Below are 13,513 nucleotides of genomic sequence, written 5' to 3'. Positions count from 1 at the left end.
AGCAAAATGTGCAAAGTCTTTTGCTTCTGACGCAACAATCCGCTATCGCCAGTTCACCGTGGCTTCGAACCCACCGTCGGGTGCATTGCCAAACGCCACCGTCATGCCGTGCAGCGTGGCGATGCGGCGGACAATCGATAAGCCCAGGCCGCTGCCGGTAACGCGCTGCCCCGGGGGGCGGTAAAAGCGCTTGCCAATGTGGTCCAGCGCCTCTGGCGTAACGCCAGGGCCGTTGTCTTTGACGGAAAAACCATTATGCCGCAGCGTGACCTGGACAATACTGCCCTGCGGACTGTAGCGAATGGCGTTATCCAGCAGATTGCGCACCAGCAGGCTGAGCAGTAGCGGCTGACCTGTGCGCTTTACATCGTGCGCGACGAGGTGCAGGCGCACATCGATATTCGCCTGTTGCGCCGGATGGTAAATGTCCATCACCGCAGACTGCAGGACGTCATCAAGCGCAAGCGTGGTGACGTCCTGCAGATTATCCAGCGAGTCGAGCCGGGAAAGCGTCAGGAGCTGATCGACCAGGCGGGTTGCGCGGTCGATGCCAGTATGCAACTGGAGTAGCGCCTTTTTCCGCGCCTGCGGGTCATCGTCAGACAGTTGCGCCACTTCGGTTTGCACCTGCAACGCTGCCAGCGGACTGCGCAGCTCATGGGCCGCGTCCGAGGTGAAGCGCCGCTCGCGCATCATCATGTCGTGCGTGCGGGTAAAAAGCTGGTTCAGCGAGTCGATCAGCGGACGCACTTCGCTTGGTACGCCCTGTGAACTGAGCGGCTCGTTGGATTCCGGGTCGCGTAAACCTAACGTCCGGGCCATCTTTTTCAGCGGTTTCAGTTCGCGATGCAGTAGCATAATCAACAGCAGCAGCATCAGCGGCAGGGCGATAAGCCAGGGGATGAGCTGCGCGCTGACGATCGCCAGCGCCATGTCTTCGCGGTATTCCCACTCCTGACCCACCACAATGCGGTAATTACCGTCGGCGGACGTCAGCCAGACAAAACGCCAGAGATCGTCGTCGCCGATCAGTCGTCCATTGTCAAACCCTTCCCGGCGGTAGCTGTAGGGGATGTACTGACCGTTGTCGCCATCGTGCAGCACCATTTTGCCGTCGAGGGTGTAAACGGCGAACACCAGAACGTCATCGTCGATATGGCCGTGTTTAAATGTCTTTGGCGTATGGGCCATCCGCTCGGAGGCCTTAAGTTCATCAATGTCCAGCGTAATCAGCCGTTTGGCGAACAGCATCAACTGCGTGTCAAACAGCTCGTCCACATTGTCGGTGGTCTGTTTCCAGGCGACGAAACTCGATGCTCCCCAGGTCACCGCCGCCAGTATCAAAAAGATGAGTGTGAGCCTGACCCGCAGGCTGAGCCGTTTTGTCACCGTTATGCCTCACCGAGCGTGTAACCGATGCCGTGCACGGTGCGAATGAAATCGCTACCCAACTTACGGCGCAGATGATGAACGTGAACCTCAACGGCGTTGCTGGTGACCTCTTCGTCCCAGTTATACAGTTTTTCTTCGATACGTTTTCGCGGCAGCACCCGGCCTTTATTACGCATCAGCAATTCCAGCAGCGCGAACTCTTTTGGCTTGAGCGCTAAGTTTTCCCCCGCCAGCGTGGCGGTCAGACCGCCGGGATCCAGCGTCACCTGACCGTGGTGGAGTTCGCTGCTGGCCTGCCCGCTGGCGCGGCGCATAAGCGCTTCCAGCCTGGCGGCGACCTCAATCAGCGCAAAGGGCTTGCAGAGATAATCGTCCGCGCCGAGGCGTAAACCTTCAACCCGCTCCGCCAGCGCATCGCGCGCGGTCAGAATCAGTACCGGTTCGCGTTTACCCTGTTCGCGCCAGTCGCGCAGAATATCGCGCCCGTCCATACCTGGCAGCGACAGGTCGAGAATGACCGCGTCGTAAGGCGCGCTGTAAAGCGCCTCTTTTCCCTGGCGCCCTTCGGTAAACCAGTCGACGCTAAACCCCATTTTACTCAACCCCGCTTTGATGCCGTCGCCAATCAGCGCGTCGTCTTCAACCAGTAAAATCCGCATCTTTTCTTCCCTGGATCCGCCTTCATCACGGCAAGTAAACCCCGAGGTCGCCCGCGATGTACAGTAAAAAAATGTCTTTTTTTTGGCTTAAGAACTTGTTAAGGATTAACTTATGTAATGGACATGAAATGACATGAAAGGGAGAAACGATCGTGAAAAAATTAGCAGCTATCTTTGCCGTTCTGGCACTCAGCTCCGCACCGGTTCTGGCAGCTCAGCAGGGCGGTTTTTCCGGTCCATCGGCCACACAAACGCAGACGCAGGGCGGTGGCTTCGTCGGACCGAACGGCAGTAGCGCAACCGTAGAAAGCGCAAAATCGCTGCGTGACGATACCTGGGTTACCCTGCGCGGGAACATCGTTGAGCGTGTTTCCGATGACCTCTATCTGTTCAAGGACGCCACCGGCACCATCAACGTTGATATTGACGATAAACGCTGGAACGGCCTGACCGTCACCCCGCAGGATACCGTCGAAATTCAGGGTGAAGTGGATAAAGACTGGAATTCCGTTGAAATTGACGTGAAGCAAATCAGGAAAGTCAGCAAATAATCCCCATCAGGGCCGCTTTCGCGGCCCTTTTCTTTGTGACTCAACGCGCCAGATAAGGTAGTATCTGCGGCAATATTGCCTGAAAAGATACCGGGTATCTGGCGGGCTTACAGTTGAGGAATCACGATTAATGAGCGATATGGCAGAGCGCCTTGCGCTGCATGAATTTACGGAAAACGCTTATCTGAATTACTCCATGTACGTCATCATGGACCGTGCGTTGCCGTTTATTGGTGATGGTCTGAAACCCGTACAGCGTCGCATCGTGTACGCGATGTCCGAGCTGGGGCTGAATGCCAGCGCCAAATTTAAAAAATCCGCCCGTACCGTCGGCGACGTGCTGGGTAAATACCATCCGCATGGCGACAGCGCCTGTTATGAAGCCATGGTGCTAATGGCGCAGCCGTTTTCTTACCGTTACCCGCTGGTTGACGGTCAGGGGAACTGGGGCGCGCCGGACGATCCGAAATCCTTTGCGGCGATGCGTTATACCGAATCGCGTCTGTCGAAGTATGCCGAAGTCTTACTGAGCGAACTGGGACAGGGGACCGCCGACTGGGTGCCAAACTTTGACGGCACGATGCAGGAGCCCAAAATGCTGCCTGCGCGTCTGCCGAACATCCTGCTGAACGGCACCACCGGCATCGCCGTCGGCATGGCGACGGATATCCCGCCGCATAACCTGCGCGAAGTAGCGAAAGCGGCGATTACCCTGATCGAGCAGCCAAAGACCACGCTGGATCAACTGCTGGATATCGTTCAGGGGCCGGACTTCCCGACCGAAGCGGAAATCATCACATCCCGCGCTGAAATTCGTAAAATTTACGAAAATGGCCGCGGTTCGGTACGTATGCGCGCGGTGTGGACCAAAGAAGACGGCGCGGTGGTGATTACCGCGCTGCCGCATCAGGTTTCCGGCGCCAAGGTGCTGGAGCAAATCGCCGCCCAGATGCGCAATAAAAAGCTGCCGATGGTCGATGACCTGCGCGACGAGTCGGATCACGAAAACCCAACCCGACTGGTGGTCGTGCCGCGCTCTAATCGCGTGGATATGGAGCAGGTGATGAACCACCTGTTCGCCACCACCGATCTGGAAAAAAGCTACCGCATTAACCTGAACATGATCGGTCTGGACGGTCGCCCGGCGGTGAAAAACCTGCTGGAGATCCTTACCGAGTGGCTGGCGTTCCGCCGTGATACCGTGCGTCGCCGCCTGAACTATCGTCTGGAGAAAGTCCTGAAGCGCCTGCATATCCTCGAAGGTTTGCTGGTGGCGTTTCTCAATATCGACGAAGTGATCGAGATCATCCGTACGGAAGATGAGCCGAAGCCAGCGCTGATGTCGCGCTTTGGCATCAGCGAAACCCAGGCCGAAGCGATCCTTGAGCTGAAACTGCGTCATCTCGCCAAACTGGAAGAGATGAAGATCCGCGGCGAGCAGGACGAACTGGAGAAAGAGCGCGATCAGTTACAGGGGATCCTCGCTTCTGAGCGGAAGATGAATACGCTGCTGAAAAAAGAGCTGCAGGCGGATTCAGACGCTTACGGCGACGATCGTCGTTCGCCGCTGCACGAGCGCGAAGAAGCGAAGGCGATGAGCGAGCACGATATGCTGCCGTCCGAGCCGGTAACTATCGTACTTTCGCAGATGGGTTGGGTGCGTAGCGCCAAAGGTCATGACATCGACGCCCAGGGGTTGAACTATAAAGCGGGCGACAGCTACAAATCGGACGTGAAGGGCAAGAGCAACCAGCCGGTGGTGTTTATCGACACAACCGGGCGAAGCTACGCCATTGATCCGATTACGCTGCCGTCGGCGCGCGGTCAGGGCGAGCCGTTGACCGGTAAGCTGACGCTGCCGCCGGGCGCGACCGTAGAGCACATGCTGATGGAAGGCGACGATCAGAAGCTGCTAATGGCATCGAACGCGGGCTACGGTTTTGTCTGCACCTTTAACGATCTGGTGGCGCGCAACCGTGCCGGTAAAGCGTTGATTACGCTGCCGGAAAACGCTCACGTTATGCCGCCGGTGGTGATCAGCGACGAAAGCGATATGCTGTTGGCGATCACCCAGGCCGGACGGATGCTGATGTTCCCGGTGAGCGATCTGCCGCAGTTGTCCAAAGGTAAAGGCAATAAGATCATCAACATCCCGTCGGCGGAAGCGGCGAAAGGGGACGACGGTCTGGCGCACCTCTACGTACTACCGCCGCAAAGCACTCTGACCATTCATGTCGGGAAGCGCAAAATCAAGCTGCGTCCGGAAGAGTTGCAGAAGGTGACCGGCGAGCGCGGTCGTCGCGGTACGCTGATGCGCGGTCTCCAGCGTATCGATCACGTTGAGATTGATTCGCCGCGTCGCGCAAGCCAGGGCGACAGCGAAGAGTAAGAGGTTTTTTAACGCCTGAAACGCGGTCGGGCCTGAAAAGACGCAATGCGTCGCCGTCAGGCCCGTCCGTCGTAGCGGATGGCGTTGTTAATACTTTTCCGGCCTGCGGTTTTAACGCTGCCGCTGGGCCGGATGTACATTAAAATTTCCCGTAAAACCGTTGTTTATTCGTGAATAGCGATTAACAATACAGTTTTCCAGAGAGCCACATCAACAATACCCTAACCTGATAGCAGGTGACGTAGAATCCCGGGCTCTTAGGCCTTCAGAGGTTGTTATGCTATTTATTTTTCGTTTTATTATTACCGTTATTTACTCCATTCTGGTTTGTGTTTTTGGATCGATTTACTGCCTTTTCAGCCCGCGTAATCCAAAACACGTCGCGACATTCGGGCATATGTTTGGTCGCCTGGCGCCGGTGTTTGGCCTGAAAGTCGAATGCCGCAAACCTGCCGATGCCGAAAGCTACGGCAACGCCATCTATATTGCGAATCACCAGAATAATTACGATATGGTGACCGCAGCGAATATTGTGCAGCCGCCAACCGTTACGGTGGGAAAAAAGAGCCTGCTGTGGATCCCGTTTTTCGGCCAGCTTTACTGGCTGACGGGTAACCTGTTGATTGACCGTAACAACCGTGCCAAAGCCCACGGCACGATTGCCGAAGTGGTGAACCATTTCAAAAAGCGCCGTATTTCTATCTGGATGTTCCCGGAAGGGACCCGTAGCCGCGGTCGTGGGCTGCTGCCGTTTAAAACGGGCGCGTTTCACGCCGCCATTGCCGCAGGCGTACCGATTATTCCGGTGTGCGTTTCGAATACCTCAAATAAGATTAACCTCAATCGTCTGAAGAATGGTCTGGTGATTGTCGAGATGCTGCCGCCGGTGGATGTGAGCCAGTACGGTAAAGACCAGGTTCGCGAGCTGGCCGCCCATTGCCGTTCGCTGATGGAACAAAAGATTGCAGAACTCGATAAAGAAGTCGCCGGGCGGGAAGCTGCCGGAAAAGTTTAATTAAGCACGCGTTATTTTGCAGAGAACAGGCCTCCTTTTTCTGCCCGTCGTTTAGCCAGTTTTACAGGGAGCTTATATGTCACTCAGTCGGCGTCAGTTCATTCAGGCATCGGGGATCGCACTGTGCGCAGGTGCAGTTCCGCTGAGGGCAAATGCTGCCGGTCAGCAACAGCCGCTGCCCGTTCCGCCGCTGCTGGAGTCCCGCCGCGGTCAGCCGTTATTTATGACCTTACAGCGTACCCACTGGTCTTTTACCCAGGGGACGCGCGCGCCGGTATGGGGTATTAACGGACGCTATCTTGGCCCGACGATCCGCGTCTGGAAAGGCGATGACGTTAAGCTTATCTACAGTAACCGTCTGACCGAAAACGTCTCTATGACCATCGCCGGATTACAGGTGCCAGGACCGTTGATGGGAGGGCCGGCGCGGATGATGTCGCCGAATGCCGACTGGGCGCCCGTGTTGCCTGTTCGTCAGAACGCCGCCACGCTGTGGTATCACGCCAATACGCCAAACCGTACCGCTCAGCAGGTTTACAACGGCCTGGCCGGTATGTGGCTGGTGGAAGATGAGGTCAGTAAAACGCTGCCTATCCCCAATCATTACGGGGTGGATGATTTTCCGATCATCATTCAGGATAAGCGGCTGGATAACTTCGGTACGCCGGAATACAGTGAACCGGGAAGCGGCGGTTTCATCGGCGATACGCTGCTGGTGAATGGCGCGCAAAGCCCATACGTAGACGTTTCTCGCGGTTGGGTACGTTTGCGCTTGCTGAACGCCTCCAACGCGCGCCGCTATCAGCTGCAAATGAGCGATGGGCGCGCGCTGCACGTTATCTCTGGCGATCAGGGATTTTTGCCCGCGCCGGTGTCGGTGAAACAGCTATCGCTGGCGCCGGGCGAGCGCCGTGAGATTCTTGTCGACATGACCAACGGTGATGAAGTGTCGATCACCTGCGGCGAAGCGGCAAGCATCGTCGACCGGATCCGCGGTTTCTTCGAGCCGTCCAGTATTCTGGTGTCCACGCTGGTGTTAACGCTGCGCCCGACCGGGCTGCTGCCGCTGGTCACCGACAGCCTGCCGATGCGCCTGCTGCCGACGGAAATCCTGGGCGGCGCGCCGATTCGCAGCCGCGATATCAGCCTGGGAGACGATCCGGGGATTAACGGTCAACTGTGGGATGTAAACCGCATTGATATCACCGCGCAGCAGGGCACCTGGGAGCGTTGGACGGTGCGCGCCGACATGCCGCAGTCGTTCCACATTGAAGGCGTCTCTTTCCTGGTGCGTAACGTTAACGGCGCGATGCCGTTCCCGGAAGATCGCGGCTGGAAAGATACCGTCTGGGTAGACGGTCAGGTTGAGCTGCTGGTGTACTACGGCCAGCCGTCCTGGGCGCATTTCCCGTTCTACTTTAACAGCCAGACCTTGGAGATGGCCGATCGCGGCTCTATCGGCCAGATTCTGGTCAACCCGGCGCCGTGACGCGTCACCCACTCGCCCTTCCGGGCGAGTGAATACCTTTCGATTTCTCTTTCGTTCCGGCTTATAATCCCCGGCCTTTGATTATTTTTTTACCATTTTTTGGAAGCAATATGAGCGCAATATCCCTGATCCAGCCAGACAGAGATCTCTTCTCCTGGCCTCAGTACTGGGCGGCCTGCTTTGGTCCAGCCCCTTTTTTGCCGATGTCTCGCGACGAAATGGATCAACTTGGCTGGGATAGCTGCGACATTATTTTGGTGACGGGCGACGCGTATGTCGACCACCCGAGCTTCGGCATGGCGATTTGTGGCCGTATGCTGGAAGCGCAGGGCTTCCGCGTGGGCATCATCGCCCAACCGGACTGGAACAGCAAAGACGACTTTATGCGTCTGGGCAAACCGAATCTGTTCTTCGGCGTGACCGCGGGCAACATGGACTCGATGATCAACCGCTACACCGCCGATCGCCGTCTGCGCCATGACGACGCCTATACGCCAGATAATGTGGCGGGTAAGCGTCCGGACCGGGCCACGCTGGTCTACACCCAGCGCTGTAAAGAGGCGTGGAAAGAGGTGCCAGTGATCCTCGGCGGCATCGAGGCCAGCCTGCGCCGTACCGCCCATTATGACTACTGGTCTGATACCGTACGCCGTTCGGTGCTGGTGGACGCCAAAGCCGACATGCTGATGTTTGGCAACGGCGAGCGTCCGCTGGTGGAAGTGGCGCATCGTCTGGCAATGGGCGAAACCATCGACCAGATCCGCGATGTGCGTAATACCGCGATTATGGTAAAAGAAGCGCTGCCGGGCTGGAGCGGTGTCGACTCGACCCGTCTCGACACGCCGGGAAAAATCGACCCAATTCCGCATCCGTACGGAGAAGACCTGCCGTGTGCGGACAATAAGCCGGTCGCGCCGAAAAAGCAGGAGGCGAAAGCCGTCACCGTGCAGCCGCCGCGCCCGAAGCCGTGGGAAAAAACCTACGTGCTGCTGCCCTCCTTTGAAAAAGTGAAGGGTGACAAAGTCCTCTACGCTCACGCCTCGCGCATTCTGCACCATGAAACCAACCCGGGTTGCGCGCGCGCGCTGATGCAAAAGCATGGCGATCGTTATATCTGGATCAACCCGCCGGCTATTCCTCTCTCGACCGAAGAGATGGACAGCGTATTTGCGCTGCCGTACAAACGTGTGCCGCATCCGGCCTACGGCAACAGCCGCATTCCGGCCTATGAGATGATCCGCTTTTCCATCAACATCATGCGCGGCTGCTTCGGCGGCTGTTCTTTCTGTTCAATTACAGAACACGAAGGGCGCATCATTCAGAGCCGCTCTGAAGATTCAATCATCAATGAGATTGAAGCGATCCGCGACACCGTGCCGGGATTTACCGGCGTGATCTCCGATCTCGGCGGGCCGACGGCCAACATGTACATGCTGCGCTGTAAGTCGCCGCGCGCGGAGCAGACCTGCCGCCGTCTGTCGTGCGTTTATCCGGATATTTGTCCGCATATGGACACCAATCACGAGCCGACAATCAATCTGTATCGCCGCGCCCGCGATCTGAAAGGCATCAAGAAGATCCTTATCGCCTCCGGCGTGCGTTATGACATTGCGGTGGAAGATCCGCGCTATATCAAGGAGCTGGCGACCCATCACGTTGGCGGCTATCTGAAGATTGCGCCGGAGCATACCGAAGAAGGACCGTTGTCGAAGATGATGAAGCCGGGCATGGGCAGCTATGACCGCTTCAAAGAGCTGTTCGATCTCTATTCGAAACAGGCGGGCAAAGAACAGTATCTGATCCCGTACTTTATTTCTGCACACCCCGGTACGCGCGATGAAGATATGGTGAATCTGGCGCTGTGGCTGAAGAAACATCGCTTCCGTCTCGATCAGGTGCAGAACTTCTATCCGTCGCCGCTCGCTAACTCGACGACCATGTATTACACCGGCAAAAACCCGCTGGGTAAAATTGGCTATAAGAGTGAAGATGTGGTGGTGCCGAAGGGGGATAAGCAGCGCCGTCTGCATAAAGCGCTGCTGCGCTATCACGATCCGGCTAACTGGCCGTTAATCCGTCAGGCGCTGGAAGAGATGGGCAAAAAGCATCTGATCGGCGGGCGTCGCGAATGTCTGGTTCCGGCGCCAACGATCGAAGAGATGCGCGAGGCGCGTCGTCAGAACCGGCATACTCGTCCGGCGTTGACCAAGCATACGCCAGTGTCGCATCAGCGTCAGACCCCGGCGGCGAACAAAAAACGCGGCAAGGTCGCGGGGCGTTAATCTGAGTGCCCGATGACGCGCGTTTGTCGGGCCAGGAAAACCGTGGCCCATAGGGCGGAGACGCAGAGATGAAAGCAGGGATGCTGGCAGGGATAATTGCGATCGCCTTGCTGCAATCTGGTTGCATGATACATCGCCAGACGCAGCCGGAAGTGGAAGGACGGCTGATCGACAGCGCCGGCAAGCCAGTTAGCGGTGCAACAGTCGTACTGGCGAGCCATGCTGAGAAGCCGGTGACGACCTTATCAGATAAAGAGGGGCGTTTTGCCTTTCCGCCCCAACACGAATGGGCCTTTTTTCTGCCGATAGGCCCAATGGACTGGTTTTACGCTACCTCGCTGCAGGTGAATGCCAACGGTAAGGCATACGAAGCGGAGACCGGCGGGGGCGTCGGTGGGCCGTTCGAGCTTGAGGGCGACGTGTTAAAGGTTGTTTGCAGAGTCCCGGATACACCCGGTGAGATGGCCTGCTCGTTCGGGTCATAGGCGCAGAAAAAGCCCGGCAGAATACCGGGCTGGGAAGGAAAATTAGCCGCCGAACTGATCCGGGTCGGGACCGAGCCGCTTGCCTTGCTCCAGTTTGGCAATTTCGCCCAGTTCGTCTTTATCAAGGCGGAAATCCCAGACGTCAAAGTTTTCGGCAATACGCGACGGGGTGACCGATTTCGGGATCACCACCAGGCCGTTGTCCAGATGCCAGCGGATAACAATCTGCGCCGGGGTTTTACCGTACTTGTCTGCGAGATCGCGAATGATTTTCTGATCGAAAACGCCTTCGCCGCCCTGCGCCAGCGGACTCCAGGATTCCGTCTGGATTTTATGCGTCGCATTCCAGGCGTGAAGCTGGCGCTGTTGCATCAGCGGGTGCAGCTCGATCTGGTTGATCACCGGCGTGACGCCCGTTTCATCGATCAGTCGTTGCAGATGATTGACCTGGAAGTTGCAGACGCCGATGCTCTTGATTAACCCCTCTTTTTGCAGATCGATCATACCCTGCCAGGCGTCAACGTAATGATCGATTGCCGGAACCGGCCAGTGCATCAGATACAGATCAAGGTAGTCGAGCTGAAGTTTTTCCAGACTCTCCTGCAGGGCTTCACGCGGACGTTTTTGATCGTCATTCCACAGCTTGGTGGTGATGAACAGTTCATCGCGAGGAACGCCAGCGCTGGCTAATGCTTTGCCCACGCCGTCTTCATTTTTGTATGCGGCGGCGGTGTCTATTGAGCGGTAGCCGACGTCCAGTGCTTTATGAATGGCGGAGACGACCTCGTCGTTACCGGCTTTCCATACGCCTAACCCCAACTGGGGCATTACATTGCCATCCTGAAGCTTAATTACGGTTTGGTTTGCCATTTTTCCTCCTTCATGTGCTCATCACCGGAGGAAGCCTCCGGTGATGCGGTGTGACTTAAGTCTGGACGAAATGTCCAAAAACGAAAGGCAGAGGCGAAAAAAGCTTAGCGCGCGGCTTCGTAAATACGGCGGCTGACGTCAAGTGTAATGTCTTTATTTTCACCGAGTTGCGTCATACCGTGCTCTTCTAACTTCGCCAGCAGCGCCGGGATAGAACTGCCGTCCAGGCCGTAGCCGGAAAGGCGTGTCGGTACGCCAAGCTGCTCGAAGAAGTTGCGCGTCGCCGCAATAGCGGCATCAATACGTTCAGCGTCAGACCCTTCGCGGATGTTCCACACGCGTTCAGCATACTGCAGCAGTTTGGCGCGTTTGGTGTCGCGTTTTTCATTCCACAGCGCGGGCAGCACCACCGCCAGCGTCTGGGCGTGATCGAGACCGTGCATCGCCGTCAGTTCGTGACCGAGCATATGGGTGGCCCAGTCCTGCGGTACGCCTGCGCCAATCAAACCATTCAGCGCCTGCGTCGCCGCCCACATCACGTTGGCGCGCACATCGTAGTTTTCCGGCTCTTTCAGCGCTTTCGGACCGTCTTCGATCAGCGTCAGCAGGATGCCTTCCGCAAAGCGATCCTGAATTTTGGCGTCAATCGGATAAGTCACGTATTGCTCAACGGTATGGACAAAGGCATCAACTACGCCGTTCGCCACCTGGCGCGGCGGCAGGGTGTAGGTGTATACCGGATCCAGTACGGCGAAGACTGGCTGCACGTGTTCGGAATGAAACGCCTGTTTGTCACCGGTAGTTTTGCGCGAAATCACCGCGCCTTTGTTGGATTCAGAACCGGTGGCGGGTAGCGTCAGCACGGAGCCCATCGGGATGGCGCTTTTAATCTCGCTGCCGCTGGTTTGCAGAATGCGCCACGGGTCAATGTCTGTCGGATAGTGTGCCGCTGCGGCAATAAATTTGGTGCCGTCAAGCACCGAACCGCCGCCCACCGCCAGCAGGAAGGTAACCTTGTCTTCGCGGGCGATTTTCACCGCGTTCATCAGGGTTTCATAAGACGGGTTTGGCTCAATGCCGCCAAACTCACGCACGTCCATGCCTTTCAGCGCATCCTGAACCTGAGCCAGCACGCCAGTCTTTTTCACGCTGCCGCCGCCATAGGTGATCATGACACGCGCGTCCTGTGGGATTTGATCGCGCAGGTCGGCAATCGCGCCTTTACCAAACAGAATGCGGGTTGGGGTATGCAGATTAAAGTTATTCATTGCTCGTTCCCTTATGTGGGTAAAAAGAGGGCAGGCGTCGGTCTGCCTGATGGAAACATTGTGGGCGTCCCCACGCTGCCTCTCAATGCTCATTTCTGCCAATGTTTTGCCTATTCCTCCAGAACGCTGGAGAAAAACACTAAATTTGCGCACAATCAATTCATCGATACTCGTTGCGAAAATAAGCCGTCATGAACCGTGAAGAGATTTGTCTGTTGCTGACAGATAAAATTAAACATCTGAAAGATAGTGAGAAAAACCAGGGGGAGCGGTTGCCGGACATCCGCCTGCTGTACGGCACTGAGCCGGGGCCGCGCACGCCGGTGATGTACGATCCCGGCATCATATTTCTCTTTTCGGGCCATAAAATTGGTTATATCAACGAGCGCGTTTTCCGTTATGACGCTAATGAATATCTGCTGCTGACGGTGCCGTTGCCGTTTGAATGTGAAACCTATGCGACGCCGGAGGTGCCGCTGGCTGGCATTCGCATTAACGTCGACATGCTGCAGCTACAGGAACTGCTGATGGACATCGGCGAGGATGAACGTTTTCAGCCGTCGATGGCGGCAAGCGGGATTAACTCTGCAACGCTGTCTGATGAGATCCTGTGCGCGGCGGAACGCCTGCTGGACGTGATGGAGCGACCGCTCGACGCGCGTATTTTAGGGAAACAGATTATCCGTGAGATCCTGTATCACGTGCTGACCGGACCACGTGGCGGCGCGCTGTTGGCGCTGGTGAGCCGACAAACCCATTTCAGCCTGATCAGCCGGGTGATAAAGCGCATTGAGAACAAATACACCGAGAGCCTGAACGTCGAGCAACTGGCGGCGGAGGCCAATATGAGCGTGTCGGCGTTTCACCATAACTTTAAGTCGGTGACCAGCACATCACCGTTGCAGTACCTGAAAACGTATCGGCTGCATAAGGCCCGGATGATGATTCTTCATGACGGTATGAAGGCCAGCGCGGCGGCGATGCGGGTGGGTTATGAAAGCGCGTCGCAGTTCAGCCGCGAGTTTAAGCGCTACTTCGGCGTCACGCCGGGAGAAGATGCGGCGCGGATCCGCACTTTACAAGGAAGTTAACCTGCCTGTTCCACGCCGGATA

General features: G+C 56.7%; 11 protein-coding genes. 7 read left to right on the top strand and 4 right to left on the bottom strand.

The window, feature by feature from the left end:
* Positions 1-42 precede the first annotated feature (42 nt).
* Complete coding sequence (gene qseC / locus CSE01S_RS13220; RefSeq protein ID WP_042289247.1) at positions 43-1,395, bottom strand: quorum sensing histidine kinase QseC; 1,353 nt, start codon at positions 1,393-1,395, stop codon at positions 43-45.
* Positions 1,392-2,051 carry a quorum sensing response regulator transcription factor QseB gene (gene qseB, locus CSE01S_RS13215; protein WP_042289246.1) on the bottom strand — a complete coding sequence of 220 codons (660 nt, stop codon included), beginning with the start codon at positions 2,049-2,051 and terminating at the stop codon, positions 1,392-1,394. Before qseB ends, qseC begins: the two co-directional genes overlap by 4 nt.
* A 152-nt stretch (positions 2,052-2,203) precedes the next feature.
* Here qseB and CSE01S_RS13210 point away from each other — a divergent pair, with 152 nt between their 5' ends.
* The 6 genes from CSE01S_RS13210 (at position 2,204) to CSE01S_RS13185 (ending at position 10,262) form a co-directional block, all read left to right on the top strand.
* Positions 2,204-2,602, top strand: a complete 399-nt coding sequence (locus CSE01S_RS13210; protein WP_042289243.1) for a YgiW/YdeI family stress tolerance OB fold protein — start codon at positions 2,204-2,206, stop codon at positions 2,600-2,602.
* Between the two features lie 130 nt (positions 2,603-2,732).
* Complete coding sequence (gene parC, locus CSE01S_RS13205; protein ID WP_042289242.1) at positions 2,733-4,991, top strand: DNA topoisomerase IV subunit A; 2,259 nt, start codon at positions 2,733-2,735, stop codon at positions 4,989-4,991.
* Between the two features lie 277 nt (positions 4,992-5,268).
* Entirely contained in the window at positions 5,269-6,006 is a 738-nt protein-coding gene (gene plsC, locus CSE01S_RS13200; protein WP_042289239.1) for a 1-acylglycerol-3-phosphate O-acyltransferase, read from the top strand.
* 76 nt (positions 6,007-6,082) lie between these two features.
* Complete coding sequence (gene ftsP / locus CSE01S_RS13195) at positions 6,083-7,495, top strand: cell division protein FtsP (RefSeq protein ID WP_042289238.1); 1,413 nt, start codon at positions 6,083-6,085, stop codon at positions 7,493-7,495.
* 110 nt (positions 7,496-7,605) lie between these two features.
* Positions 7,606-9,777: a YgiQ family radical SAM protein gene (locus CSE01S_RS13190; RefSeq protein ID WP_042289236.1), complete on the top strand. Its 2,172-nt coding sequence runs from the start codon at positions 7,606-7,608 to the stop codon at positions 9,775-9,777.
* 125 nt (positions 9,778-9,902) lie between these two features.
* Complete coding sequence (locus tag CSE01S_RS13185) at positions 9,903-10,262, top strand: carboxypeptidase-like regulatory domain-containing protein (RefSeq protein WP_233422707.1); 360 nt, start codon at positions 9,903-9,905, stop codon at positions 10,260-10,262.
* A gap of 42 nt (positions 10,263-10,304) precedes the next feature.
* Here CSE01S_RS13185 and dkgA read toward each other — a convergent pair whose 3' ends face one another.
* On the bottom strand, positions 10,305-11,132 hold the full coding sequence (gene dkgA, locus CSE01S_RS13180) for a 2,5-didehydrogluconate reductase DkgA (RefSeq protein WP_042289222.1): 828 nt from the start codon (positions 11,130-11,132) through the stop codon (positions 10,305-10,307).
* A 104-nt stretch (positions 11,133-11,236) separates the two neighbouring features.
* Complete coding sequence (gene yqhD / locus CSE01S_RS13175; protein ID WP_042289220.1) at positions 11,237-12,400, bottom strand: alcohol dehydrogenase; 1,164 nt, start codon at positions 12,398-12,400, stop codon at positions 11,237-11,239.
* A 191-nt stretch (positions 12,401-12,591) separates the two neighbouring features.
* On the opposite strand from yqhD, the gene CSE01S_RS13170 reads away from it, so the two are divergent.
* On the top strand, positions 12,592-13,491 hold the full coding sequence (locus CSE01S_RS13170; RefSeq protein ID WP_042289217.1) for an AraC family transcriptional regulator: 900 nt from the start codon (positions 12,592-12,594) through the stop codon (positions 13,489-13,491).
* Positions 13,492-13,513: the final 22 nt, after the last annotated feature.

Origin of the sequence: Citrobacter sedlakii NBRC 105722, assembly GCF_000759835.1 — a bacterium.
Taxonomy (GTDB): Bacteria; Pseudomonadota; Gammaproteobacteria; order Enterobacterales; family Enterobacteriaceae; genus Citrobacter_A; species Citrobacter_A sedlakii.
The sequence above is the reverse complement of the archived record's forward strand: the minus strand, read 5'-3'. Positions and strand labels throughout refer to the sequence as shown.

Coding starts and splice junctions, on each gene's coding strand:
- dkgA (WP_042289222.1), bottom strand. CDS start 11,132: ATGGCAAACCAAACCGTAATTAAGCTTCAGGATGGCAATGTAATGCCC.
- CSE01S_RS13190 (WP_042289236.1), top strand. CDS start 7,606: ATGAGCGCAATATCCCTGATCCAGCCAGACAGAGATCTCTTCTCCTGG.
- CSE01S_RS13170 (WP_042289217.1), top strand. CDS start 12,592: ATGAACCGTGAAGAGATTTGTCTGTTGCTGACAGATAAAATTAAACAT.
- qseB (WP_042289246.1), bottom strand. CDS start 2,051: ATGCGGATTTTACTGGTTGAAGACGACGCGCTGATTGGCGACGGCATC.
- ftsP (WP_042289238.1), top strand. CDS start 6,083: ATGTCACTCAGTCGGCGTCAGTTCATTCAGGCATCGGGGATCGCACTG.
- yqhD (WP_042289220.1), bottom strand. CDS start 12,400: ATGAATAACTTTAATCTGCATACCCCAACCCGCATTCTGTTTGGTAAA.
- CSE01S_RS13185 (WP_233422707.1), top strand. CDS start 9,903: ATGATACATCGCCAGACGCAGCCGGAAGTGGAAGGACGGCTGATCGAC.
- parC (WP_042289242.1), top strand. CDS start 2,733: ATGAGCGATATGGCAGAGCGCCTTGCGCTGCATGAATTTACGGAAAAC.
- plsC (WP_042289239.1), top strand. CDS start 5,269: ATGCTATTTATTTTTCGTTTTATTATTACCGTTATTTACTCCATTCTG.